General features: G+C 62.3%; 17 protein-coding genes and 1 tRNA gene. 9 read left to right on the top strand and 9 right to left on the bottom strand.

All coding sequences use genetic code 11. From position 1 onward, the window contains the following. Positions 1-5: 5 nt before the first annotated feature. Complete coding sequence (rtxC, locus tag ACB031_RS11335; protein ID WP_010634639.1) at positions 6-467, bottom strand: RTX toxin-activating lysine-acyltransferase RtxC; 462 nt, start codon at positions 465-467, stop codon at positions 6-8. 20 nt (positions 468-487) lie between these two features. Further along, positions 488-886, bottom strand: coding sequence for a peptide chain release factor 1 (locus tag ACB031_RS11340; RefSeq protein WP_080689684.1), 399 nt, complete (start codon positions 884-886; stop codon positions 488-490). A 307-nt stretch (positions 887-1193) separates the two neighbouring features. On the opposite strand from ACB031_RS11340, the gene ACB031_RS11345 reads away from it, so the two are divergent. The 5 genes from ACB031_RS11345 (at position 1194) to ACB031_RS11365 (ending at position 8988) form a co-directional block, all read left to right on the top strand. Beyond that, the gene (locus tag ACB031_RS11345; RefSeq protein WP_268026812.1) at positions 1194-3281 is read left to right on the top strand and encodes a peptidase domain-containing ABC transporter; all 2088 of its coding nucleotides are present in this window, start codon (positions 1194-1196) and stop codon (positions 3279-3281) included. Further along, the gene (locus ACB031_RS11350) at positions 3278-4642 is read left to right on the top strand and encodes an HlyD family type I secretion periplasmic adaptor subunit (RefSeq protein ID WP_065018234.1); all 1365 of its coding nucleotides are present in this window, start codon (positions 3278-3280) and stop codon (positions 4640-4642) included. Before ACB031_RS11345 ends, ACB031_RS11350 begins: the two co-directional genes overlap by 4 nt. A 2-nt stretch (positions 4643-4644) precedes the next feature. Beyond that, the gene (locus ACB031_RS11355) at positions 4645-6804 is read left to right on the top strand and encodes a type I secretion system permease/ATPase (protein ID WP_371139564.1); all 2160 of its coding nucleotides are present in this window, start codon (positions 4645-4647) and stop codon (positions 6802-6804) included. 127 nt (positions 6805-6931) lie between these two features. After that, positions 6932-7606: a response regulator transcription factor gene (locus tag ACB031_RS11360; RefSeq protein WP_010634645.1), complete on the top strand. Its 675-nt coding sequence runs from the start codon at positions 6932-6934 to the stop codon at positions 7604-7606. Continuing rightward, entirely contained in the window at positions 7606-8988 is a 1383-nt protein-coding gene (locus ACB031_RS11365) for an ATP-binding protein (protein WP_005298736.1), read from the top strand. The genes ACB031_RS11360 and ACB031_RS11365 overlap by 1 nt, the downstream gene beginning before the upstream one ends. Before the next feature lie 312 nt (positions 8989-9300). Here the strand turns inward: ACB031_RS11365 and glk are convergent, their stop codons facing one another. Further along, positions 9301-10269, bottom strand: coding sequence for a glucokinase (glk, locus tag ACB031_RS11370; RefSeq protein WP_017788578.1), 969 nt, complete (start codon positions 10267-10269; stop codon positions 9301-9303). 346 nt (positions 10270-10615) lie between these two features. On the opposite strand from glk, the gene ACB031_RS11375 reads away from it, so the two are divergent. Together ACB031_RS11375 and pyk are read left to right on the top strand one after the other, a co-directional pair. Beyond that, positions 10616-11473: a MurR/RpiR family transcriptional regulator gene (locus ACB031_RS11375; RefSeq protein ID WP_039215309.1), complete on the top strand. Its 858-nt coding sequence runs from the start codon at positions 10616-10618 to the stop codon at positions 11471-11473. A gap of 163 nt (positions 11474-11636) precedes the next feature. Then, positions 11637-13076 (top strand): pyruvate kinase, encoded by a 1440-nt coding sequence (gene pyk, locus ACB031_RS11380; protein WP_005298729.1) that lies wholly within the window; start codon positions 11637-11639, stop codon positions 13074-13076. A gap of 66 nt (positions 13077-13142) precedes the next feature. On the opposite strand, the gene ACB031_RS11385 is transcribed toward pyk, so the two are convergent. From ACB031_RS11385 to ACB031_RS11400, 4 genes are all read right to left on the bottom strand, one after another. After that, positions 13143-14189, bottom strand: coding sequence for an efflux RND transporter periplasmic adaptor subunit (locus tag ACB031_RS11385; RefSeq protein WP_043170898.1), 1047 nt, complete (start codon positions 14187-14189; stop codon positions 13143-13145). Positions 14190-14204: 15 nt separating this feature from the next. Beyond that, on the bottom strand, positions 14205-17267 hold the full coding sequence (locus tag ACB031_RS11390; protein ID WP_017781126.1) for an efflux RND transporter permease subunit: 3063 nt from the start codon (positions 17265-17267) through the stop codon (positions 14205-14207). A gap of 170 nt (positions 17268-17437) precedes the next feature. Next, positions 17438-19762 (bottom strand): acyl-CoA dehydrogenase, encoded by a 2325-nt coding sequence (locus tag ACB031_RS11395; protein WP_371139565.1) that lies wholly within the window; start codon positions 19760-19762, stop codon positions 17438-17440. 48 nt (positions 19763-19810) lie between these two features. Then, positions 19811-20464, bottom strand: coding sequence for a TetR/AcrR family transcriptional regulator (locus ACB031_RS11400; RefSeq protein ID WP_005298722.1), 654 nt, complete (start codon positions 20462-20464; stop codon positions 19811-19813). A gap of 468 nt (positions 20465-20932) precedes the next feature. Here ACB031_RS11400 and ACB031_RS11405 point away from each other — a divergent pair, with 468 nt between their 5' ends. Together ACB031_RS11405 and ACB031_RS11410 are read left to right on the top strand one after the other, a co-directional pair. Further along, a complete protein-coding gene (locus tag ACB031_RS11405; RefSeq protein WP_094698106.1) occupies positions 20933-21673 on the top strand; it encodes a phosphatase in 741 nt (246 codons plus the stop codon). A gap of 85 nt (positions 21674-21758) precedes the next feature. Continuing rightward, a tRNA-Thr gene (locus tag ACB031_RS11410) sits at positions 21759-21834 on the top strand. A 226-nt stretch (positions 21835-22060) separates the two neighbouring features. Here the strand turns inward: ACB031_RS11410 and ACB031_RS11415 are convergent. Both ACB031_RS11415 and ACB031_RS11420 read right to left on the bottom strand, forming a co-directional pair. Beyond that, entirely contained in the window at positions 22061-22918 is an 858-nt protein-coding gene (locus tag ACB031_RS11415) for an aldose 1-epimerase (RefSeq protein ID WP_371139566.1), read from the bottom strand. Continuing rightward, complete coding sequence (locus ACB031_RS11420) at positions 22915-24366, bottom strand: sugar porter family MFS transporter (RefSeq protein ID WP_371139567.1); 1452 nt, start codon at positions 24364-24366, stop codon at positions 22915-22917. Before ACB031_RS11420 ends, ACB031_RS11415 begins: the two co-directional genes overlap by 4 nt. Positions 24367-24434 lie beyond the last annotated feature (68 nt).

Raw genomic sequence — 24434 nt, forward strand, 5'->3', positions numbered from 1 at the left:
TATGATTAAATGGAAAACCACTGCACCCTGCGAACACATTGACCATGCTCGGCATGAACATGACCACGCACGGTGCAGACCCGCTGCCCTTTCCATGGCAAGAATATCCGGCGACGCAGATCGCTCACCACGGCGCGGGCATGTCCGTATGGCGCTATCATCTCCGGAATAAAAATATGGTCGCCGGATTGCCAATCCTCACGGATCAGCTCGCGCTCGGCGGCCAGCAAGGTGTTACGAATGGATAAAGAGACAAACGCCCAGTTACAAAATGCAACCGGGCGTCCGTGTGAGTCTTCATAATAGCAGAACTGGTTCAACTCAAATGCTGGCAATATACGTTGCTGCCACTCGGCGACGGAATAACGCCGATGGAGAGAGGAGTGCTGACTGAGCAGCATGACTCCTCCCAACATATGTTGTTTTTGTTGCCAGTTCGGTTCCGTTGGTTGCAATACCAAGTGCATTGACTCCCCAAACCGGAAATTTATTTCTTCTTGCGCGGTGCAGCCTGTGCAGTAGCGGCAGGAGCGCTTTCCTGCGCGTCGGCAGGGGCGGCCGGGATCAGGCCTGCGGCAATCAGCTTGTCGAACTCAGCGGCCATGCGCGGATCTTCAAGCATGTTTTTTATCATTGAAACCATATACATAAAGCCAGCAGCCGGCATGTGGACCGTCTGTTTCAGCGCCAGCTCATTGTCACTTTCCGCCATGACGCCCTGCGCCATCTTGAGCGGATCCTGGCCGACGAAATAGAGGGAAAAAATACCCTTGTTGTAGTTGACGCTGGATACTGTCTGTACAAACTGCTCTGTCATATAAATTCCATTATCAATAAATATAAGGTAAAACAAAAAACAAAAATCCCGCCAAAGATAAATCAACATGGCGCTAACATCTCATTTTTCGCTATATTTACCATATTTGAAAATATTAACCGGTTCAATTAAACAATGATTCAAAAATAGAGTAATTACGTCAAAATAAATATCAATGAACTCATTAAGGTTAATAGAGGCACACCTTCTGGGAACACGTCAGGATATATGGACTCAATAATTTATTATGGAGTTTGTCAGTGTATATAAAATTTGACAGGGAATTATCGGCTCGTTAGTATGCGCGCCCTGCCTGCAACAGGTCACCTTGCCCCATATAAACAGGAGGGGTTTAAACGCGGCAACGGGGTATATTATGACTGCGCATGACGAGTCTGTTTTGGCATGCTTGAAGATTATTACCGGATTATTGGGCTGTCCCCCTAAAGATATAGATATCACGCCAGACGAACCCTTTGATATTATTATCGATAGGCTGCAGCAGCAGACCGACAGCCGGATCCGCCAACGTCACATTGCTCCCCGCAAACTCGCCAAACAGACGCTCCCCCTGGTGCTGCTCAGTGACAGCGGTGCCCCCTTCGTGCTGGCCCAGCGCCAGGGGGAGCAGGCCCTGATCCTGGATCCCGCCGTCGGCAACCCGCAGGTCATCGACCAGCAGGAATTGCTGGCTCGCTGGAACGGGCGTGTCTATCAAGTGCGCAGGCAACAGAGCCGCTTTGACATCCGCTGGTTCATTCCCGCCTTCCTGCAGCAAAAACGGCTGCTGGGGGAGATACTGCTCTTTTCACTGGTCTTGCAGCTCCTGGCGCTGATCTCCCCGCTCTTTTTTCAGGTCGTCATGGACAAGGTGCTGGTGCATCAGGCCTGGTCGACGCTGGACGTGCTGGTGTTCGGGCTGCTGATCACCGCCCTGGTGGAGGTCTGCCTGCGCGGGTTGCGGGAATATCAGTACGCCCACACCGCCAACCGGATCGACATCCAGCTCGGCCTGCGCATGGTGCAGCACCTGTTTGCCCTGCCCCTGCTCTATTTCAAGAGCCGCCAGGTGGGCGCCATCGTGACCCGGGTGCAGGAGCTCAACACCATCCGCGAGTTCCTGACCGGCACCATGTTTACCCTGACGGTGGACGTGCTGTTCATGTTCGTCTTCCTGGCGGTCATGGCCAGCCTCTCCGGCATGCTGACCCTGGTGATCCTGCTCTCCATCCCCGCCTATGTGCTGATCGCCTGGTGGATCACGCCGCGCATGCAGCAAGCGGTCGAACAGCAGTTCGGCCACGCCGCCGCCAACACCGCCTTCTTGAACGAGACGGTCGCCGGCGCCGAGACCCTCAAGAGCCTGGCGCTGGAGCCGCGCTTCGTGCGGCGCTGGGATGAGCAGACCAGCCAGATGGTGACCGCCGGTTACCGGGTGCAGCAGCTCAACAACGCCTCCCAGCACGGCGTCATGTGGCTGCAAAAACTGGTGAGCGCCGGCGTGCTCTGGCTCGGTGCGAGCGAGGTGATCAGCCTGCAGCTCACCATAGGCCAGTTCATCGCCTTCAACATGATGGCCGGCCACGTGGCCCAGCCCCTGTCACGGCTGGTGGAGCTGTGGGGCCAGTTCATCCAGACCCGGATCGCGGTAGACAAATTGGGTGACATGCTCAACCTGCCCCCCGAGCATCAGCGTGACGGCGCGGGTCAGGTGAGTGCCGGCGCCATTCAACTGGAGCGGGTGCGCTTTCGCTATCAGCCGGACGCCCCCCTCATCATCGATGATCTCTCCCTGACCATAGCGCCCGGTGAAACGCTGGGGGTGGTCGGCGGCTCAGGCTCGGGCAAGAGCACCCTGGCCAGGTTGCTGCTGCGCCTCTATCAACCCGAGCAGGGCGAGATCTTCATCGACGGCCAGCCCATCCGCCAGCTCCCCCTCCACCACCTGCGCCAGCAGATGGGGGTGGTGCTGCAGGAGAACCACCTGTTCAACAAGTCGGTACGGGACAACATCGCCCAGTCGGTGCCCCATGCCAGCCTGGACCAGATCATCCGGGCCGCCACCCTGGCCGGCGCCCACGACTTCATTCTGCGGCTGCCCCTTGGCTATGACACAGTGCTGGCGGAGGGGGGCAGCTCGCTCTCCGGCGGCCAGCGCCAGCGCCTCGCCATCGCCCGCACCCTGCTGGCCGACCCCAGGATCCTCATCTTCGACGAGGCCACCAGCGCCCTCGACGATGAGTCGCAGGCCCTGATCCAGCGCAACATGCGCCAGATCGCCTGCGGCCGCACCGTCATCACCATTGCCCACCGTCTCTCCACCGTGCGCCAGTGCGACCGCATCATCGTCCTGCAACGCGGCAAGATAGTGGAGCAGGGCGACCATGCCAGCCTGCTGGCGCGAGGAGAGCACTACGCCCGGCTGTGGCGACTGCAGCAGGACTTGCACGAGGAGACCCCATGAATCTGCGTACCTGGCTGGCCCGCTTTCGCCAACCCCGTCCACCCCGGCAGGCGGATACCCACTACGGCTTTCTGCCGGCCCACCTGGCGCTGGCCGAGACGCCCCCCTCTCCCTTTGCCCGCATCACGGCGCTGACCCTCAGTGCCGGCGTGCTGCTGACCCTGCTGTGGGCCTGCTGGGGCGAGCTCGACATCCAGGCCACCGCCAGCGGCCGCCTGCTGGTGCTTGGCCGCAGCCAGCTGATCCAGTCCTACGAGCAGGCCAGGGTGGTGACCATCCACGTGGAAGACGGTCAGGTGGTGGCCGCTGATGCGCCGCTGCTGACCCTCAATACCCTGGGGGTCAGCCAGGATCTGAGCCGCTTGCGACAGCAGCAGGCCTTCCAGTACCAGACGCTGATCCGCTACCAGGCGCTTTACCGGGAGCAGACACCCGACCAGCATCCCGACTATGCCAGGCTCACGCCGGAGCAGCAGCAGGCACTGGTAGAGAACTACCAGAGCGAGCTGCACGAATTTCACAGCACCCTCAGCAATCTGCAGGCCGAGCTCGGGGTCAACCAGGCCAACCAGGCCGCCAGGCGAGGCGACATGGCCTCCCTCACTACCCTGCTGGCCAACATCCGGCCCCGCCTGCAGGCCCGTCAGACCCTGAGCCAGTCCCAGGCCATCTCCCGGGTGGAGTATCTGGAGCAGGAAAAAGAGCTGCTGGAGACCCAGCGCCAGCTCGCCCAGCAGCGGGCAGAGCTGGAGGTGCTGCAATCCCAGCAGCAGAGCCTGCAGGAGCGGCTGGCCGGCTTCAAGGCACAGAAACAACGGGAGTGGATCGAGAAGCGCCAGCAGGCCAGGCTGCAGCTCACAGCCATCGAGCAGGAGCTCGCCAAACTGCGCGAGCGGGAGCACCTGGAGGTGATCCGCGCCCCCGTGGCCGGCACGGTGCAGCAGCTGGCCATTCACACCCAGGGCGCCGTGGTGCAGCCAGCCCAGCAGTTGCTGGTCATCGTACCCAACGAAGGGGTGCAGCTCGCCGAGGTGAAGATCCTCAACAAGGACATCGGCTTCGTGCACGAGGGGCAGGCGGTGAGCATCAAGGTGGATGCCTTCCCCTACACCCGCTACGGCACCATAGATGGCGAGCTGGTGAGCGTGTCGCGCGACGCCACCGCCGATGAGCAGCTGGGGCTGGTCTTTGCCGCCAGGGTCAAGCTGAGCCAGGGCGAGATGCTGATCGACAACCAGCCCGTCAGGCTCACTCCGGGCATGTCGGTGGTGGCGGAGATCAAGACCGACCGGCGCCGGGTCATCGACTACCTGCTGAGCCCCATTCGCGAGTATCAGGCCGAGGCGCTGCGGGAGCGATGAAGATGGATCAGACCCACGCCGCCGACCGCGCTCCCGTCGCCAATGGCGCCCTCGCCGCCCTCACCCACGCGGCCCATCAACTGATGCTGACCGCCGATGCCGATCAGCTGGCCCACGCCCTGGGTTGCGATCTGGCACCACCCGACCTAACGGTGCGGGAAGCCGCCGCCCACCTTGGCCTGCGCAGCGCCCTGTCACAGGGGCCTGGCTGCCCGCTCGCGGCGCTGCCACTGCCGGCCTTGCTCAAGCGGGACGGCCGCTGGTACACCATCACCGCCATCACGCCAGCGGGCTGGCAGCTGTTTGATCCCGCCAGCGGCACCAGCAGCCTGCAGCCGCTGCCGAGCCAAGCCGAGGCGGCGCAGTGGCACTTTCTGTTGCTGGCCCAGCAGGATCTCACCCCGGCCGAGGTCAAGTTCGGGCTGAGCTGGTTCAGCCCGGCGGTGCTGCGCCAGCAGAAACAGCTGCGGGACGTCTTCTGCTTCGCCATTCTGCTGCAGCTCATCGCCCTCGCCAGCCCGCTGCTGTTCGAGAACATCATCGACAAGGTGCTGGTGGGACGCAGCCTCGGCAGCCTGCACGTGCTGGCTCTGGCCATGGTGGCACTGGCCTGCGCCGAGCCGCTCTACGGCTTTCTGCGCGGCCAGGTGTTCGGCCATCTGGCCAACCAGGTCAATGCCGAGCTCTCCGGCAAGCTCTATCGCCATCTGGTCGGACTGCCCATCGGCTACTTCAAGACCCGCCAGACCGGCCAGATCATCGCCCGGGTCAAGGAGATGGCCCAGATCCGCCAATTCCTCACCGGCTCGACCCTGATGCTGGTGCTGGATCTGCTGTTCATTCTGCTGTTCGTCGGGGTCATGTTTCACTATGCCCCGCGCCTGACCGCCTGCGTGCTGGGCTCGCTGCTGATCTACTTCCTGCTCTGGCTGCTGATAGGCCCCCTGGTGCGCAAGAAGGTCGAGGCGGAGTATCAGGCGGATGCCGATGCCACCAGCTTCCTGACCGAGGCGGTCACTGGCATCGAAACCATCAAGACCACGGCCACCGAACGCCGCTTCTACCAGGAGTGGCAACGCCTGCTGGCGCGTCAGCTCAGGCGTGGCTTTCAGGCCAAGAAGGTGGGACTGGCAGCCGGCCAGGGCATCGACCTGGTACAAAAGCTCACCGCCGCCCTGCTGCTCTGGCTTGGGGTCGGCGAGGTACTGAACGGCCGCATGAGCCCGGGAGAACTGGTCGCCTTCAACATGCTGGCTGGTCACGTCACCCAGCCTGTGCTGCGGCTGGCCCAGGTGTGGCAGGATTTTCAGCACACCCTGATCGCCCTGCGCCGGGTCGGCGACATCCTCGACGAGGCACCGGAGCATGGCAACCACGGGCTCGCCTCCGTGCCTGCCCTTCAAGGCGCCATCGAGTTTCGCCACATCCGCTTTCGTTACCAGCCGGATGCCCCCGAGGTGCTGGCCAACCTCTCCTTCGCCATCGAGCCGGGGCAGTTTATCGGCATCACGGGTCCGTCCGGCTGTGGCAAGAGCACCCTCACCCGCTTGCTGCAACGGCTCTATGTGCCCCAGCATGGTCAGGTGCTGGTGGACAACATGGATCTCGCCATCGCCGATCCCGTCTCCCTGCGCCGCAACATGAGCGTGGTGCTGCAGGAGAGCGTGCTCTTCTCCGGCACCATCGCCGACAACATCCGCATCTGCCGCCCCGATGCCACTCAGGCCGAGCTGGAGCAGGCGGCGCAGCTGGCCGGCGCCCTCACCTTCATTCGCGAACTGCCCCAGGGCTTCGAACAACAGGTGGGAGAGAAGGGGGCCCGCCTGTCGGGCGGGCAGCGCCAGCGCATCGCCCTGGCCCGTGCCCTGCTGGTCAACCCCAGGATCCTGCTGCTCGACGAGGCCACCTCGGCCCTCGACTATGAGTCGGAAGCGGCCATCATGGCCAACATGGCGGCGATCCGCCACGGCCGCACCCTCATCAGCATCGCCCATCGCCTCAATACCCTGCGCGAGGCGGACCGCATCCTGGTGATGGAGGCGGGGCAGATAGTGGAGTCGGGCAGCCACCATGAACTGCTGGCTCGCGAGGGGCTCTATGCCAGGCTGTGGCGCCAGCAGACCTCTGATGACGAACTCCCGGCCATGGCCCGCACCGGCTAATGACTGGGTTGTGAATAATGGCGGGCTGATTCAGTCCCGATACAGGCGGGGCTGTTAGGATCCGGATTGACTCTCCCCGTCATAAGCCCTCTAATTGACAGCCTGGATCCCCATGATCGCGCACCTTATGAAAATTTTGTTGGTCGAAGACGACAAGCTGCTCAATCACCACCTCACCACCCTGCTGACCGAAGCCCAGAATCAGGTGCACAGCACCGAGAGCGCCCAGGTGGCGCTCCATTACGCCGCCGACTACCCCATCGACGTGGCCATCATCGATCTGGGCCTGCCGGACATGGACGGTCTGCAGCTCATCCGCCAGCTGCGCGAGCAGCAGATCCCCTTCCCCATCATCGTATTGACCGCGCGTGGCAACTGGCAGGACAAGGTGGAGGGGCTGGAAGCGGGGGCGGACGACTACCTGGTCAAGCCGTTCCAGAAGGACGAGCTGCTGGCCCGCCTCAACGCCCTGGTGCGCCGCAGCGCCGGTTTCATCTCTCCCAGGGTCAAGGCCGGCGACTACGAGCTGGATCTCTCCCGCAAAGAGCTGACCATCGCCGGTACGCCGGTGGTGCTCACCAGCTTTGAGTACCTGATCCTCGAATACCTGATGCGCAACGCCCGCCAGGTGGTCTCCAAGCAGCAGCTGCTGGATCAGCTCTACGGCGATGGCGAGGGAGACCCCAACACCATAGAGGTGATGGTGAGCCGGCTGCGCAAGAAGCTGGATCCGGAGGGGCTCATCCAGCCCATCTCCACCATCCGCCGCCAGGGCTACATCTTCAACCTGTCGTGCAGCTGATGGGTTTTCGTCTGCCGCGCCCCATGCGCTTCATCCGCCGCTCGCTGCACATCAAGCTGATGCTGAGCGCCATGCTGGTCATCGCGCTCATCATGTCCTTCTCGGTCTACATCCTCTATCTGGGCCACACCGATGAGCAGGCCCAGAAGGCCAGCACCCGCATGCAGGAGAACCTCTCCAAGCTGTTCTCCTCCAAGATGCCGGACGCCCAGGCCAGCACGGATCTGGGCCGGCTCACTCCGGATGCCATCGACCCCAACCTGGACACCCTGATCTGCCGGGCCGATGGCCAGCTGAGCTGGTCCAGCCTGCACATGCCGGAGGTGATCCAGGTCAAGGACTCCATCTGCGACGATCTGATGAAGTACTTGGGCGGGCTGGATCAGGACTACTTCTTCAAGCGCCTCACCATCAAGAACGGCGAGAGCTACTTCATCTACAGCCTGCGCTTCTTGCGCAACCACGGTGACGGCCCAACCACCTATTACGTGGTGATGGTCGATTCCGCCAAGCGCTACCTGCTGCAGACCCGCGACTACCTCTACCAGTGCATCCGCCAGGCCCTGCTCGCCTACGCCCTGCTCGGCGCCCTGCTGCTGCTCACCAGCTTCTGGAGCCTGGGCTCCCTGCGCACCATGGCGCGCCAGATCGACGAGATCCGGGCCGGCAAGCGGGAGGCGCTCTCCAACGACTATGAGCGGGAGCTGACGCCGCTGACCGAGTCGGTCAACCAGCTGCTGGAGAACGAGCGCCAGCAGACCCAGCGCTACCAGCATGCCCTCAACGACCTGGCCCACAGTCTGAAAACCCGGCTGGCGCTGATCCAGATGACGGCCCAGGAGGTCAAGCTGGGGCGCGACATTCACGACAACATCAATGAGCAGATCCTGACCATGGATCAGATCATCCAGTACCAGCTGCGCCGCGCCGTCACCGGCCGCAAGCGCCTCGCCAGCAAGGGGACCGAGCCGGTGCCCCTCATCGAGAAGCTGCTGGCCAGCCTCGCCAAGGTCTATCGCCACAAGAAGCTGCAAACCCGCTTCAAGTTCGACGACGACGTCTTCTTCGCCGGTGAGCAGGGGGATCTGATGGAGCTGATGGGCAACCTGCTCGACAACGCCTTCAAGTTCGCCATCAGCGAGATCAAGGTGACGGTGAGCCGCCGGCTCGACCGGCTGCGGATCGAGATCGAGGACGACGGCCCCGGCATCGACCCGGGCAAGTCGCAGCAGATCTTCCAGCGCGGGGTGCGCGCCGACAGCTCCCCCGGTCAGGGGATCGGGCTGGCGGTGGTCACCGAAATCGTGCACAGCTACGGCGGCCAGATCATGGTGGACGAGTCCCCGCTCGGCGGCGCCCGCTTCACCCTCGACCTGCCCTGAGGCCATCTCTGCCCACCCAGTGCGCCTGCCAACCGGCAGGCGCACTGCATTGTGGCCCCGCTACCTCACACAGACCCGGCTGCCGCCATCGCCAGCAAAACAGGCTGGCAGTAAACGGCGGGCATAAAAAAACCGGCCGCAAGGGCCGGTGAAACAGTTCAGGCTTGTCAGGTGACAAACGCACCCAGCGGATGAAGAGAAGTCCCAATTCCTTATGGCGCCCTCTCTTCTTGAGTACGTAGGGACACTCTACGCCATGGTCACTGAATCAAGGCTGAACCATGGCCATTGCGTCACCCGCCCTGTCGTTGCTTACAACTTGATGCCCAGCGACTGGCGCAGATAGGCGCCGGCACCGAGCAGGCCCGGCCCTTCATGGGTGATGAGGAAGACGGGAATATCCTTGAGATAGGATTTGAAACGCCCCTTGTCTTCGAAGGCCACCCGAAAACCCGAGCCGATGAAAAACTCCTGGAAGCGCGGCACTATGCCACCGGCGATGTAGACGCCGCCGAAGGTGCCCATGTTGAGCGCCAGGTTGCCGGCAAAGCGACCCATCAGCACGCAGAACAGGCTCAAGGTGCGACGGCAGTCCAAGCACTCGCCCGCCAGCGCGCGCTCGGTGATGTCCTTGGGTTCGAACGCCTGCGGCTCGCGGCCATCGGACTTCACCAGACCGCGGTAGATGTTGACGAGGCCGGGGCCGGAGAGCAGCCGCTCGGCCGAGACGTGGCCCAGCTCTGCGCGCATCACCTGCAGCACCGCATCCTCCTCTTCGCTGTTGGCGGCAAAGTCCACGTGACCACCCTCTCCCGGCAGGCTCAGCCACTGCTCGCCCGCCTGCACCAGGTGGGCGACGCCAAGGCCGGTGCCGGCCCCGTAGATGGCGATGGGCTTGCCGGCCACGGGGGCCGCGCCACCCAGCTGGATGCGATCGCTCTCCCCCAGCACGGGCACTGCCATGGAGACGGCGGTAAAATCGTTGATCACCTGCAGCCGGGTCAGCCCCAGATTGGCCTGCATCTCGCTGATGGAGAACTCCCAGCTGTGGTTGGTCATGGCGACCCAGTCGCCGTTGATGGGGCAGGCGATGGCGATGCAGGCTTCACCCACCTGCACCTTGTGCTCATCCAGATAGAGGCGAACCACGGCTTCGAGAGTGGGATGGGCCAGCCCGGAATAGGTCTTGGCCCGGGAAATGGTGCCGGTTGCCAGCTCGCACAGGGCCAACCGGGCATTTGTGCCGCCTACGTCGCCGACCAGCGCATGGGTATGCTGCATAAAACAACTCCTTCGTTACTGGGGTCGGGGCGGCCATTACCGTCCCGCACTTATTATTTGGTGCCAATTCTACCCGAGCCCCTCCCCTTGCGGCGCGTTTGATGGGTGCAACTGTGCGCCCGCTCACAGTGTTGTTGCTTTGCAACATTTGTAAGCGCTTTCACGGAATGACTGGAAGTTTGTAACCAAAACAACGAAATAATTAGACATGAGTCATACTTTGCAGGGCCGAGATTAGTTTCGATAAGAGCTTGTCTTGTATAGTCATCAAGTTGATTGGAAACCTGCTTAGCCATGAATTTAGTGCAAAGACACTGAAGCTAAATTACAAAAACGCCTGGTGGTGATGATGAATACCCTTGATAAAATTACTAATAATTTGGAAAGTTTCAGTAAATCAGAGCGTAAAGTCGCCGAGGTCATCCTGGCCTCCCCACAGACGGCCATCCACTCCAGTATCGCTACCCTCGCCAAGATGGCTGACGTCAGTGAACCGACCGTCAACCGTTTCTGTCGCCGGCTCGATACCAAGGGCTTTCCCGATTTCAAACTGCATCTGGCCCAGAGCCTGGCCAACGGCACGCCCTATGTGAACCGCCACGTGGAGGCGGAAGACGGGCCCGATACCTATACCGCCAAGATCTTCGAATCCACCATGGCCTGCCTCGATGCCGCCAAGAACAGCCTGGACATCTCGGCCATCAATCGCTGCGTCGACATCCTGACCCAGTCCAAGAAGATCAGCTTCTTCGGCCTTGGGGCCTCCTCCGCCGTCGCCCGCGATGCCCAGAACAAGTTTTTCCGCTTCAACATCCCGGTGGTGAGCTTCGACGACATCGTCATGATGCGCATGAGCTGCATCAACAGCAGCGAAGGGGACGTGGTGGTGCTCATCTCCCACACCGGCCGCACCAAGGCGCTGGTGGAGATTGCCGCACTGGCCCGTGAAAACGACGCCACCGTCATCGGCATGACCGCCAAGGACTCCCCGCTGGCGCGCGAGTGCAACCTGGTGCTCTCCATGGACGTGCCGGAAGACACCGACGTCTATATGCCGATGGCTTCGCGCATCGCCCAGCTCGCCCTGGTGGACGTGCTGGCGACCGGTTTCACCCTGCGCCGCGGCATGAAATTTCGCGAAAACCTGAAGAAAGTCAAAGAAGGTTTGCGCGAATCCCGCTTTGATACACCCCACTCTTCGTGAACAACGGGGGCCCCGGCCCCCGGCTGTCTCTGCCACCTTCCTTGGTGTAGTATTGTAATTTAGTAACAAAAGCCACCCAGATGGCTTGCAAGCGGGTGCAATGGGTCATGCGCTTGACGGGGCAGTATCTCAAGTCATATCAACTTCAAAACTGGAGTCTTTCATGCCAAGACGTACAAAGATTGTAACCACACTCGGTCCGGCCACCGATCGCGAAGGGATCCTCGAGGGGATCATCCGTGCCGGTGCCGACATGGTGCGGATGAACTTCTCCCACGGCACTGCTGAAGACCACATCCTGCGCGCCAACCAGGTGCGTGACATCGCCGCCAAGCTGGGCCGTCACGTCGCCATCATGGGCGACCTGCAGGGCCCCAAGATCCGCGTTTCCACCTTCAAGGACGGCAAGATCTATCTGGCCATCGGTGACAAGTTCATCCTCGACGCCGCCCTCGGCAAGGGTGAAGGCTGCCAGGAGCAGGTCGGCATCGACTACAAGAGCCTGCCCAATGACGTGGTGCCCGGCGACATCCTGCTGCTGGACGACGGCCGCGTGCAACTGAAAGTGGAGCAGGTCGAAGGCACCCGCATCCACACCACGGTCACCGTGGCCGGTCCGCTCTCCAACAACAAGGGCATCAACAAGAAGGGTGGCGGCCTCTCCGCCCCGGCCCTGACCGAGAAGGACAAGGAAGACATCAAGACCGCCGCCCGCATGAACGTGGACTACCTGGCCGTCTCCTTCCCCCGTTGCGGCGATGACCTGCGCTACGCCCGCGAGCTGGCCCGCGAAGCCGGCTCCAACGCCAAGATCGTGGCCAAGGTCGAGCGCGCCGAAACCGTCGCCACCGACGAGGCGATGGAAGACATCATCCTCGGCTCCGATGCCGTCATGGTGGCCCGTGGTGATCTGGGCGTCGAAATCGGCGATCCCGAGCTGGTCGGCGTGCAGAAGAAGCTCATTCGCCACTCCCGCCGCCTGAACCGGGTGGTCATCACCGCCACCCAGATGATGGAGTCGATGATCAACGCGCCGCTGCCGACCCGTGCCGAAGTGATGGACGTGGCCAACGCCGTGCTGGACGGGACCGATGCGGTGATGCTCTCCGCCGAGACCGCCGCCGGCCAGTTCCCCATCGAGACCGTTACCTCCATGGCCAGCGTCTGCGTGGGCGCCGAGAAGCATCCGAGCCTGAACGTCTCCAACCACCGCATGAGCTACACCTTCACCTCGGTGGAAGAGGCGGTTGCCATGTCCACCATGTATGCGGCCAACCACCTGGAAGGGGTCAAGGCAATCGTGGCGCTGACCGAGTCTGGCACTACCCCGCTGCTGATGTCCCGTATCAGCTCCGGCCTGCCGATCTTCGCCCTGTCACCGCACAACAAGACCCTGGCCTGGACCAACCTCTACCGCGGCGTCACCCCTGTGCTGTTTGACGGCGATGAGACCAAGCCGGTCTACGAAGTGTGCCGCGATGCGCTGGACGTGCTCAAGGCCAAGGGGCTGCTGCAAAGCGGCGACATGGTGTTGCTGACCCACGGCGACAAGATGGAAACCGTCGGCAGCACCAACACCTGCAAGGTGATGATGGTCGAGTAATCGCCCCTCCTGCCTGCAACAAAAACGGCTCCCGCGGGAGCCGTTTTTCATGGTAACCAAGCTGGATCAGCCGCGAAACAGCTCCACCTTGTCGCCATCCTGCAGGCTGCCGGCGCCGCGCACCACCACCCTGTCACCCTGCTTGAGCGCCCCGCTCACCGCCACCTGCCGGCTGTCGCCGAACAGCACGGTCACCGGCACCCGGTTCACCTTGAGCTCCTCGCCATGCTGCTCCACCTGATAGACCACGCTCCCCTCGGTGTTGAGCACCAGGGCATCGCGCGGCAGCAACATGGTCTGCTGCTCCGCCAGTGGCAACGCCACCCGCACCGGCGAGCCGATGATGAAGCGCCCCCCCTCCGGTTTGAGGCGCAGTTCGATGAGGCGCGACTTGGGATCGGCGCTGGCCGCCCGCTGGTAATAGACCCCGTGGCCACTGAGCTGATCCCCTTCCACTCGCAGCCGGGTCTGGGGCGCCAGCTGGCCGGCCCAGACGATGGGGGCCTGCAGGCGGATGTCGGGCTGATCGGGGTTGACCAGCTCCAGCGCCTGCTCGCCGGCATCCACATGTTCCCCCGGCTGGATAAAGTGGTTGTTCACCACCCCGTCGAACGGCGCGAAGATGTGGCTTCTGCGCAGCTGCTCCTCAATCTGGCGCACCTGCACCCGCGCCAACCGCTCGGCCAGTTCAGCCTGCTCCACGTCGTAGCGCGCCTTGTCGTACTGGCTCTGGGAGGCGCTCTTCTGGCGGTGCAGAGTCGCCAGCCGGCCAAACTCGGCGCGGGCAAAGCGCACGTTGCTCTCCCACTTGGCCTGCTCGGCCTGGGCCTGCTCCAGCGAGAGCCGCAGCGCCGCGCTGTCGAGGCGCAGCAGCTCATCCCCCTTGCTGACCCGACTGCCGAACTCGGCGATCCACTCCACCCGGCCACTCACCTCGGCGCTGAGCGCCGCCTGCTGGCGGCTCGCCACCGTACCGCTGACCCAGATGCTGGCCGCAGCCTCCCCCCGGGTCACGTCCGCCAGGGTCACTATCTTGCCCTGTGCCAGCGCGGGGAACACGCCCCCCGCCAGCAGCGCCGCGCCCACAACCATCCTTGTAAAACCGTGTGTCATCGATGAGCTCCTTGCTCAGGCCCGCTGCCGAATGGCCTGCGGCACGTCGACCCGCTCACCCAGCCGCAGGAAGGCGGGCAGCAGGACCAGGGTAAACAGGGTGCTGCAACTCATGCCGCCAACGATGACGGTGGCCAGCCCCCGGTAGATTTCGCTGCCCTCGCTCGGGCTCAGCATCAGCGGCAGCATGCCGAAGATGCTGGTGAGACTGGTCATGGCGATGGGACGCATCCGGCTTTGCAGGGCATCGGCCACCGCCTGCTGGCGACTCATCCCCTCCCGCTCCGCCGTGCGGGTCTGGTGCACCAGCAGGATGGCGTTGTTGACCACCAGCCCCAGCAGGATGACGAAGCCGATGATTGTCAGCAGATCCATCGGCAGCGGCACCAGCAGGCCGCTCAGGTAGAGCGCCAACACACCGCCGACGGTGGCAAGCGGCAGGGTGAGCAACACCAGCACCGCATCCTTGAGGGAGGCAAAGACCCCCCACAACAGGATGAGCAGGATCATCACCGCAAACAGGAAGATGGCCCCCAGGTTGCCCAGCGCCTGCTGCAGACTGTCGGCATTGCCGGAGACCCGCAGCTCGCCGCCGGCGGGCAGCAGCGGCCGGATGGCAGCAAAACTCTTGCTCTGCAGGGTGTCCAGCACCTGCTCCATGCTCATCCCCGCCGGGGGCGAGATCTGCAGGCTGATGCTGCGCCGCCCATCAGCCCGAAAGATGCTGGCCGGCCCCATGTCGTGCTCCACCCGCAGCAGCTCGCCGAGCGGTACGATGCGCCCGGACGGGGTCGCCAGCGGCACCGCCTTGAGCTCGTCCGGGTTGGCGGAGGTCTGCCCCATCAGCATGATGTCGAGCCGCTCCTCCCCGTCGAAATACTCGCCGACCCGCAGCCCGTCGCCGAAGGTCTGGATGATGGCGGGCATGGGCGTGCGATCCCAGCCCACCTCGGCGAGGCGCCTGTCTTGCGGCACCAGCCGCAGCTCGGGGGCGGTGAAATCGAGATCCGGCTGCGGCCTGACCTGGGCCCCCGGCAGATCCTGTTTGACGATGGCCATGGCGGCCCGCGCCGCCCGGTAGAGCTCGACCAGATCGCCCCCCTGCAGCAACAGGGAGATGCCGTTCTCGCTGTCAAAGCCGCCGAACAGCGACCCCTGACCGCCAAACACCTGGGTATCTGGGATGCCCACCAGCAACTGCTTCATCAGCAGCTGCTCCAGCACCTTGATCTGGTCCTCCTCTTTCGGCCGCACCCCGATCTGGGCGCCACCCGGGTAGCGCAATATGTAGTAGTTCTTGAGGGCCGGCTCCTGTTCCCCCTTCATATAGGGATCCAGTCTGGCGATGAGCGTGTCGATCACCTCCTCCCGCTGGGCCTTGAGGTTGAAGCCCGGAGTGAAGTTCATCCAGACATCCACCGCGTCGCGCTTCACGTCCGGCAGGTAGTCCATCTTCGGCAGCAGGGCCCAGGTCGCCAGCGCCGGCAGGCTCATCATCAGGGTGATGACGGTCCAGCGCCGACGGGGCGTCGCTGTCCAGCGGATCACGTGGCGGGTGGTGCCCTGCCACAGCCTCTCATAGGGATCAGTCAGCCGCTCGCGCCCCATCCAGCGCGCCGCCACCGCCGGCAGCACGGTCACCGCCACCAGCATAGAGACGGTCACCGCGCAGGCGATGGTGAGCGCAAGGTCAGCAAACAGCTGCCCCTCGACGTCGTTGAGCAGCAGCACCGGCAGGAAGATGGCGACCGTGGTCAGGGTGGAGGCCACCAGGGCGGTCCACACCCTACTGGCGCCTTCCAGCGCCGCCTCCCCCTTGCTGAGATCCCCTCGCTCGTGGCGCCGGTAGATGCTCTCCAGCACCACGATGGCGGCATCGAGCACCATGCCGACCGCAAAGGCGATGCCCGCCAGCGAGATGACGTTGAGAGTGCGTCCCAGCACCTTGAGCAGACAGAAGGTGAGCATGATGCTGATGGGGATGGCGATCGCGATCATCAGGGTCGCCTTGAGCCGGCGCAGAAAGACCCAGAGGATGGCGCAGGAGAGCAGCACGCCGAGCCCCAGGTTGGCGGTCACCATGCTCACCGCCCGGTTGATGTAGAGGGAGGCGTCGAACGACTGCTCCATGTGCAGGCCGACCGGCTCCAGCACCTCGCGGTTGAGCTCGCCCACCTTGAGCTTGATCGCCTCCAGCGCCGCCAGGGCGTTGGCCCCGCTCTCCTTGAAGATCTGGGCGGCGATGGCGGTGTTGCCATTTTGAATGCGCAGCACCGGATTCTCCTCCCGGGCCAGCTGGATCTCCGCCACGTCCCGCAGATAGATGGGCAGGCCGTCGCGCCAGTCCACCACCTTGTCTCCCAGGGTCGCCACGTCGTAGCGGCCGGCAAAGCGCAGCTTGTACTCCCAGCGGCCGATGTCGAGGGTGCCGGCGGAGACGTCCCAGCCGGTGCTGGCCCGGCTGGCCAGCACCGGGATCTCCACCCCCAGCTCGGCGGCGCGGTAGGGGTCGAAGCGGATCTGGATCTGGCGCTCGTTGATCCCCTGGATGTCGACCGTCGACACCCCGGGGATCCGCTCCAGCTCGGGTTTTATCCGCGCCTCGATCAACGCCTGGTGATCGTCGATCGGCCCCTTGGCGCCGGGCAGCTGCTGGATGAAGAAGAAGGTGAGGGTGTCGTTGCTGCTGTAGTTGTTGACGTAGGGACCGCCAATCTTGTCCGGCAGGCCGGAGACTCGGTTCAGGCGGGAGATGACGTCAAGCTGGGCCCGCTGCATGTCGGTGCCGAGGGCAAACTCCAGATCGATCTCGGTGAAGCCGGGGAAGCTGTTGCTGGTGAGATTCTTGAGCCCCTGCACCCCCTGCATCTCCTGCTCGATGGGGTCGGTTATCTCCGACTCCATCTCCTGGGGTGAGGCCGAGCGCCAGTCCACCGAGATGTTGAGGTGCGGGCGATCGATGTCGGGAAACAGCTGGATCGGCAGCCCCCGGATGCTGAGCAGGCCCAGCAGAAAAATCAGCACGATCGAGACCGCCACCCAGATGGGACGTTCGATCGCCGTTTTGGCGAGGTTCATTCACTCTTCCTGAGTTTGTTGTTGTCGGCCATTCCGCTGGCCTTGCTTCCTGCCCCAAGGGTGGGGGGCCATTGCATTAAACTGGAATTAATCGAGGTTGTAAATGCATGGTTAACAAACAAAAAAACCGGCCATATCGGCCGGTTTCAGATTCAGGAGCGAGTGCTCTCTCAGGCGGCGTGCACCACCGGATTTTGCTGGGATAACCCCTCCAGCTCGCCCGGGGCAAAGTTGTCCACCTGGATCGCCTCGTAGCGCAGGGCATCGGCGGCCAGCAGCTTGTCCGCCTCGTCCTTGCTCAGGAGGGATTGAGACAGGGCAGCGGCAACCAGCTCCGGCAGCGCCAGTTTGCGGGGCAGCTTGCCCTCTTTCTGGGCCTGCACCAGTTTCTTCTCGTAGGGCTGCACAGAGACCATGGCCTGGAAAGCACGCTCCATCAGGCCGACCGGATCCGCCTCGTCCTTGCCCACATAACAGAGCGCGGTCAGACGGTCGCGGAACTCACCCGGCTTCATCATGGCCAGGCAGATGGCGTGGCAGCGATCGTCGGCCGGCATCTTGTAACTCACGCCGAACGGGAACACCACCCGCTTGAGCACGGCGCCCACCACCTTGTTCGGGAAGTTCTGGAAGAAGCCCTCGAACGCCTTGCCAATCAGGTAGAGGTTACGCTCCACCGCGTACTGCACGAACGGCAGATCGGAGACCATGCGGCCCTGATCCTCGTAGTGCTTGAGGGTAGCGGAGGCCAGGTAGAGGTGGCTCAGCACGTCACCCAGACGGGCGGAGATCATCTCCTTGCGCTTGAGATCGCCACCCAGCATCAGCATGGAGACGTCGGCGCACAGGGCCAGCCCTTTACTCATGCGAGAGAGCTGCTTGTAGTAGCGGGCGGTTTCACCGGCCACCGGGGCACTGTTGAACTGACCCAGGGTCAGCCCCTGGAACAGGGAACCGAAGAAGTTGCCGGCGCCAAAGGCGATGTGCTTCATCAGCAGGGCGTCAAACTTCTCGAGGCCGCGCTCCACGTCGGTATCGGCCGCCGCTTCCAGCTCGGCGAACACATACGGGTGGCAGCGGGTGGCCCCCTGCCCGAAGATCATCAGGTTGCGGGTCAGGATGTTGGCCCCTTCCACCGTGATGGCCACCGGAATGCCCATGTAGGCGTAGCCGGTGTAGTTTTTCGGGCCCAGCTGGATGGCACGGCCGGCGTGGATGTCCATGGAGTCATCCATGATCTGGCGCGCCATCTCGGTCATGTGGTACTTGGAAATCGCAGTGACGATGGCCGGAGCCTGACCCAAGTCCAGGGAACCTGCGGTCATGCGACGGGCCCCTTCCAGCTGATAGGTGAGGCCGCCGATGCGAGCTAGCGCTTCCTGCACCCCTTCAAACTTGCCGATGGACATGCCGAACTGTTTACGCACATAGGAGTAGGCCCCCACGGTGCGGCTCGCCATGTGACCGCAAGCGGTGCCAAGGGCAGGCAGCGAGATGCCGCGCCCGGCGGAGAGGCACTCGACCAGCATGCGCCAGCCGCGACCAGCATAATCCGGGCCACCGATGATCCAGTCGAGCGGGATGAACACATCCTTGCCGAAGGTCGGGCCGTTCAGGAACGCCAGCCCCATGGGGTAGTGGCGATCGCCGACGCGCACGCCCGGGTGGCTGGTGGGGATGAGCGCGCAGGTGATGCCCAGCTCTTCCTTGTCACCCAGCAGTTTCTCCGGGTCATAGAGCTTGAACGCCAGCCCCAGCACGGTGGCACGGGGAGCCAGAGTGATGTAGCGCTTGTTCCAGTTGAGGCGAATACCCAGCACCTCTTCACCCTTGTGCATCCCCTTGCAGACGATCCCCTTGTCAGGAATGGCGCCGGCATCGGAGCCCGCTTCCGGCCCGGTCAGGGCGAAGCAGGGCACTTCCTTGCCGTTGGCCAGCCCTGGCAGCCAGAAGTCCTTCTGGGCCTGGGTGCCGTAGTGCATCAGCAGCTCGCCTGGGCCGAGGGAGTTCGGCACCATGACGGTGACTGCCACGCTCAGGCTCTTGGTGGCGATGCGGGTAACGATGGTGGAGTTGGCAATCGCGGAGAACTCACGGCCGCCGTAGGATTTCGGGATGATCAGGGAGAAGAAGCCTTCCTTCTTCAGATAGTCCCAGACCGGCTCCGGCAGGTCTTTGGTTTCGTTGACGATCTTGAAGTCGTCGACCATGGCGAGCAGGGTTTCGACCTGATTGTCGATGAAGGCCTGCTCCTCTGCCGTCAGCTCGGCCTTGCCGTAGCCGTGCAGTTTTTTCCAGTCGGGGTTGCCGCGAAACAGCTCCCCGTCCCACCAGACGGAGCCGGCCTCCATGGCCTCCCGCTCGGTGGCAGACAAGGGCGGCAGTATCTTCTTGAAGATGCCGAACACCGGGCGGGTGACCACCTTTTTACGGATGGAGGGCACGCCGAGCACGACGGCTATCGCCAGCACCAGCAGGATAAGCAATGTGATCATACTCAAGTTCCTTCTATTTCACTGTTTCCGTTGATTTATTGTTGGTTGTTACACGGCCAGGGAGAGCCTGGTCGACTCCACGGGCGCCCCGACACCGGACGCCAGATAAGGAATGACGTTGCGTACCAGCCCCTCCACATCGAGCTGCTGGCCGAAATCGGCCTGGGCGATGTCGCGCAGCGCATCGGCCGAAGCCATGGTGAACACGACGGTACCCAGGGTGAAGTGCAGCCGCCAGAACAGATCCGCCGGCGACAACTCCGGGTTGGCCTTGGAGATGGCCTGGGTGATCCGCTGCAAAATGGGGCCGTAATGGGCGGTGATGAAGCGGCGCAGGTGGCCCTGGCTGTCGATGTAGCCGCGTCCCAGCAGTTGCATGAAGATGGCCGGACCGTTGGTGCGCACCGCCACCAGCTTCATCAGCGGGTCGACGAAACTCTCGAACACCTGCAGCAGGGTCAGCTGCTCCTGCGCCATCAGGGTATGCAGGCGTGCATCCAGCTCGGGCATGAACAGGCTCAGATAGCGATCGAGCACCGCCTGGATCAGCTCCTTCTTGGAGCCGAAGTGGTAGTTCACCGAGGCCAGGTTGACATCCGCCTCGCTGGTGATCAGACGCAAAGAGGTATCGGCGAACCCCCGTTCGGCAAACAACACCTCGGCGGCATCGAGAATGCGGTTTTTGGTATCGATTTTACTCACAGGACACCTCACTTAAACGAATGTTTAAAAAGTACGTTTCACAACCTTTTGTGTCAAGAGAATGTGAACAGGTGTTAGTGAAATGTTTTTGTTGAAAATGGGGAACAAGGCGGGAACTTCACGGACGAATCGGACTCTATATCTATGCCACTGCAATTAAACATTAAGTCTCGCCCAACCTGCTCCATGCTAGTTGGGCATTTTTTTACCCTGCTGATATCCAGAACCTTGGCAAACGGGCAAAAAAAACCGTCGCAGGGCGCGACGGCGGGGAAATGAGGTTGCACCATCCTGATCCAACCCATCGATGCGAGTTCAGGCTTTCATCGATACACCCATCATGGCTGCCAAGCGTGTTCAAACTTTGTCAACCTGCCCTCAATTTGTGACAAAGTATGACAAGCCACGACATGGTCTCGACCCGCTGCCTTTGCTATGCTGGCCCCTCACGCCAGAGGGGAAGATGAGATGAAGTACACGGTCGATACCCACACCCACACCGTCGCCAGCACCCACGCCTACAGCACCATTCACGACTACCTGCCCATCGCGAAGGCAAAGGGGATCAAGCTGTTCGCCACCACGGATCATGGCCCCGACATGGCAGATGCCCCCCACTTCTGGCACTTCGTCAACCTGCACGTATTGCCACGGGTGGTCGACGGGGTCGGCATCCTGCGCGGCATCGAAGCCAACATCAAGAATATCGACGGCGAGATAGACTTCCCCGAGCGCTACGAGTCGCGGCTCGACATGATCATGGCGGGCTTTCACGAACCGGTGTTCCCCCCCTGCGATCAGGCCACCCACACCCAGGCCATGATCAACGCCATCAAGAGCGGCCGGGTCGACATGATAAGCCACCCCGGCAATCCCGCCTTCCCCATCGATATCCAGGCCGTGGTCAAGGCAGCGGCAGAGTATCGGGTGGCGCTGGAGCTCAACAACTCCTCCTTCAGCCACTCCCGCCCGGGCAGTGAAGGCAACTGCCGCGCCATCGTCGAGGCGGCGCGGGACATGGGTGCCTACCTCACCTTCGGCTCCGACTCCCACGTGGCCTTCAGCCTCGGGGATTTCGAGCACTGCCACCGGCTGGTGACCGAGGCCGGCTTCCCCGAAGAGCGGATCCTGGCGCGCTCCCCCCGCGCCCTGCTCGATTTTCTCGAAAGCCGCGGCCGTGCCCATATTCCGGAGTTCACCGACCTCTGACCTTGACCGTAACTCCATGAGCTCACTCATAAAACCGAGTACAGCTCATTGACTTGCCCCCGGGTTTTCAGGAATCTAGTGGCACGCCGGTATAGCTCAGTTGGTAGAGCAGCGCATTCGTAATGCGAAGGTCGCAGGTTCGACTCCTGTCTCCGGCACCATATAAAACAAAAGGTTAGCTTCATTGTGAAGCTAACCTTTTTTGTTTTTTTAATATTTCGTACTTACCGGCGTACTTGTTAAGCTCATGATAGAAGGCATTATTGCTCACGTAACGAGGCTATTTGGACCTCGGTGAACTATTCCTGTAGAACAACCCCTGAGCGCATCAGCTGGGCAAATACTGCAGGTACCTGGTGCACCCCACTGAATCAAAGCAGGATTGCGTTAGCCCCCGGACGCCACTGTCAGGGTCATACCGATACTCATGCGGTCACCTCTGGCGAGTAACCGCAAACCGGGGTGACCGGCCAGGTGGTGGGCATTGGCGGCGTGACTCTGGGGCTCCAAACAGACGAAGCCACTCCCCTCATCGGGCTGATAGAGCATTAGGAAGGCACACTCGCTTGAAACCACCAGCCGCTGCTGGCGGGTAGGATGGTCAAGCTCGGCCTGACCGCACCAGCCGCCGTAACAGTGGTTGAGCCACCCTTGCGGGCGAACCCACTGGCGAAAGTCGAGGTGGGGCGCCAGCCGACTCAACCAGTCGGTCGGCAGATGATCCGCTCCCTCCTGCCAAACGCCGCTCGCCAGAAAGCGAATCTTTGTCTGCTCGTCGCGCCAAAAGAAGGGATGAAAACCCGCGCCGTAGAGACAGGGCGCCTCCCCCAGATGGGTCAGATTGATGCGTGCCAGCAGGCTCACCCCCTGTAGCCGATAGTCAATCTCGGCCAGATAGTGAAAAGGGCCGCATTGGCTGTTGAGCTGCAGCGTCACCGAACTGGCTGAGCCTGCCACCCGCTGCCATGGCATCAACCAGCCATCGCCATGCAGAAAGAAGTCGGGATCGACGGGACTTTCTGGCAAGCCATGCTCCTCCCCCCACAACTCAAAACCGTTGCCAGCCACCCGGTTGGCCAGCGGCACCATGGGAAAAAGGGCGCTTTCGCCGGGATGACAAGATGCACCGGGGTCACTATCGCGTAGCAACGGGCGCCCTTTGTCATCCTCAAGACCCAGCAGACAGGCCCCTTGTGTTGAAACCCGCATCCGAAGATGCGGGTTGCCCAATGTGTAAACCGTCATGCCGAGGCGCTCGCCTTGGTCGACGTCAGTTCGACCTTGCCTTGGGCCAGTTGGGCTTCCAGTGCCTCCAGCGTCACCCCTTTGGTCTCGGGCACCTTGCGATAGATAAAGATGAGTCCGGCGAAACAGATGATGCCGTAGAGCAGGAAGCTGCCAGCGGCCCCCAGCCCGGCGTTAAGCAGCGGGAAGGTGTAGGTCAGCACGAAGCAAGCGATCCAGAGCGCCAGCGTACCAGCCGACATCGCCAGCCCCCGTACCCGGTTCGGGAAAATTTCCGAGAGCAGCACCCAGGTGACCGGCGCCAGCGTCAAGGCATAGATGGCGATGGCCGCCAATACCAGCAGCAAAACCGGCAGCCCCAGTACGCCTGTGGCGTAGGCCGCCGCCATCATGCCGTAGATAATGGTCAGTCCCGCCGAGCCAATCAGCATCAGCTTCCGGCGGCCAATCTTGTCCACCATGGGCAGCGCAATCAGGGTAAACAGCAGGTTGATCAGACCGGTGGCGACGATGGATTTGAGGGTGCTGTTGATGTCAAACCCGGCGGAGGCAAAGATCTCCTGCGCATAGTTGAAGATCACGTTGATGCCGCACCACTGCTGGAACACTGCCAGTACAATCCCGATGATGAGGATCGGCCGCACCGAGGGTTTGCCCAGCTCCGCCAGCGAGACCTTGTGGGTCTCGCCCACCAGAGTCTGGCGGATATCGGCCAGGGTCTGCTTGGCATAGGCATCCCCGCCAATCTTGCCGAGCATGCGGGAGGCTTTCTCATACTGACCATCTTTGGCCAACCAGCGCGGCGACTCCGGCACGAAGAACATCAACACCAGAAACGCCAGCGCAGGTACCAGCTCGGCACCGAACATCCAGCGCCAGCCGGACTGTCCATTCCAGGTCGCCAGAATATCGGTCTGAGTCGCATTGCTTGCCACCGGATCGGCGATCATCAGATTCACCAGCTGAGCCGCCAGCACACCGATGACTATGGTGAGCTGGTTGATGGCCACGAACTTGCCGCGCTTGTTGGCCGGGCTGATCTCGGCTATGTACATGGGCGAGAGCGCAGAGGCCAGACCGATGCCGATCCCGCCGATGATGCGATAAACCACAAACAGATCGAAGTTGCTGGCCGCAGCCGTGCCCCACGCCGAGATGGTGAAGAGAATGGCGGCCAAGATCAGCGGCTTCTTGCGACCGAAGCGATCGGCTGACCAGCCGGAGATTGCGGCCCCCAGCACACAGCCCACCAGCGCCGAGCTCATGGCCCAGCCGGACTGGGCCGGATCCGTGATGGCGAAATAGGCCTCATAGAAGGGCTTGGCCCCGCCAATCACGACCCAGTCATAACCAAACAGCAGGCCACCGCAGGCGGCCACCAAACAGATCATCCAGATGTAGCTCATATTGAGCCCATTCGTATCCAATTGATTTTTCGTGCGTTCCATGACTCATCCTTTCTATCTTGTCGATTGTAGGGTGCAGTGGCGCCCCTCACCGTGGCGGGGCGCCGGTT

It is taken from the genome of Aeromonas sp. S8(2024) (genome assembly GCF_041403085.1).
In the GTDB taxonomy this organism is placed as follows: Bacteria; Pseudomonadota; Gammaproteobacteria; order Enterobacterales; family Aeromonadaceae; genus Aeromonas; species Aeromonas dhakensis.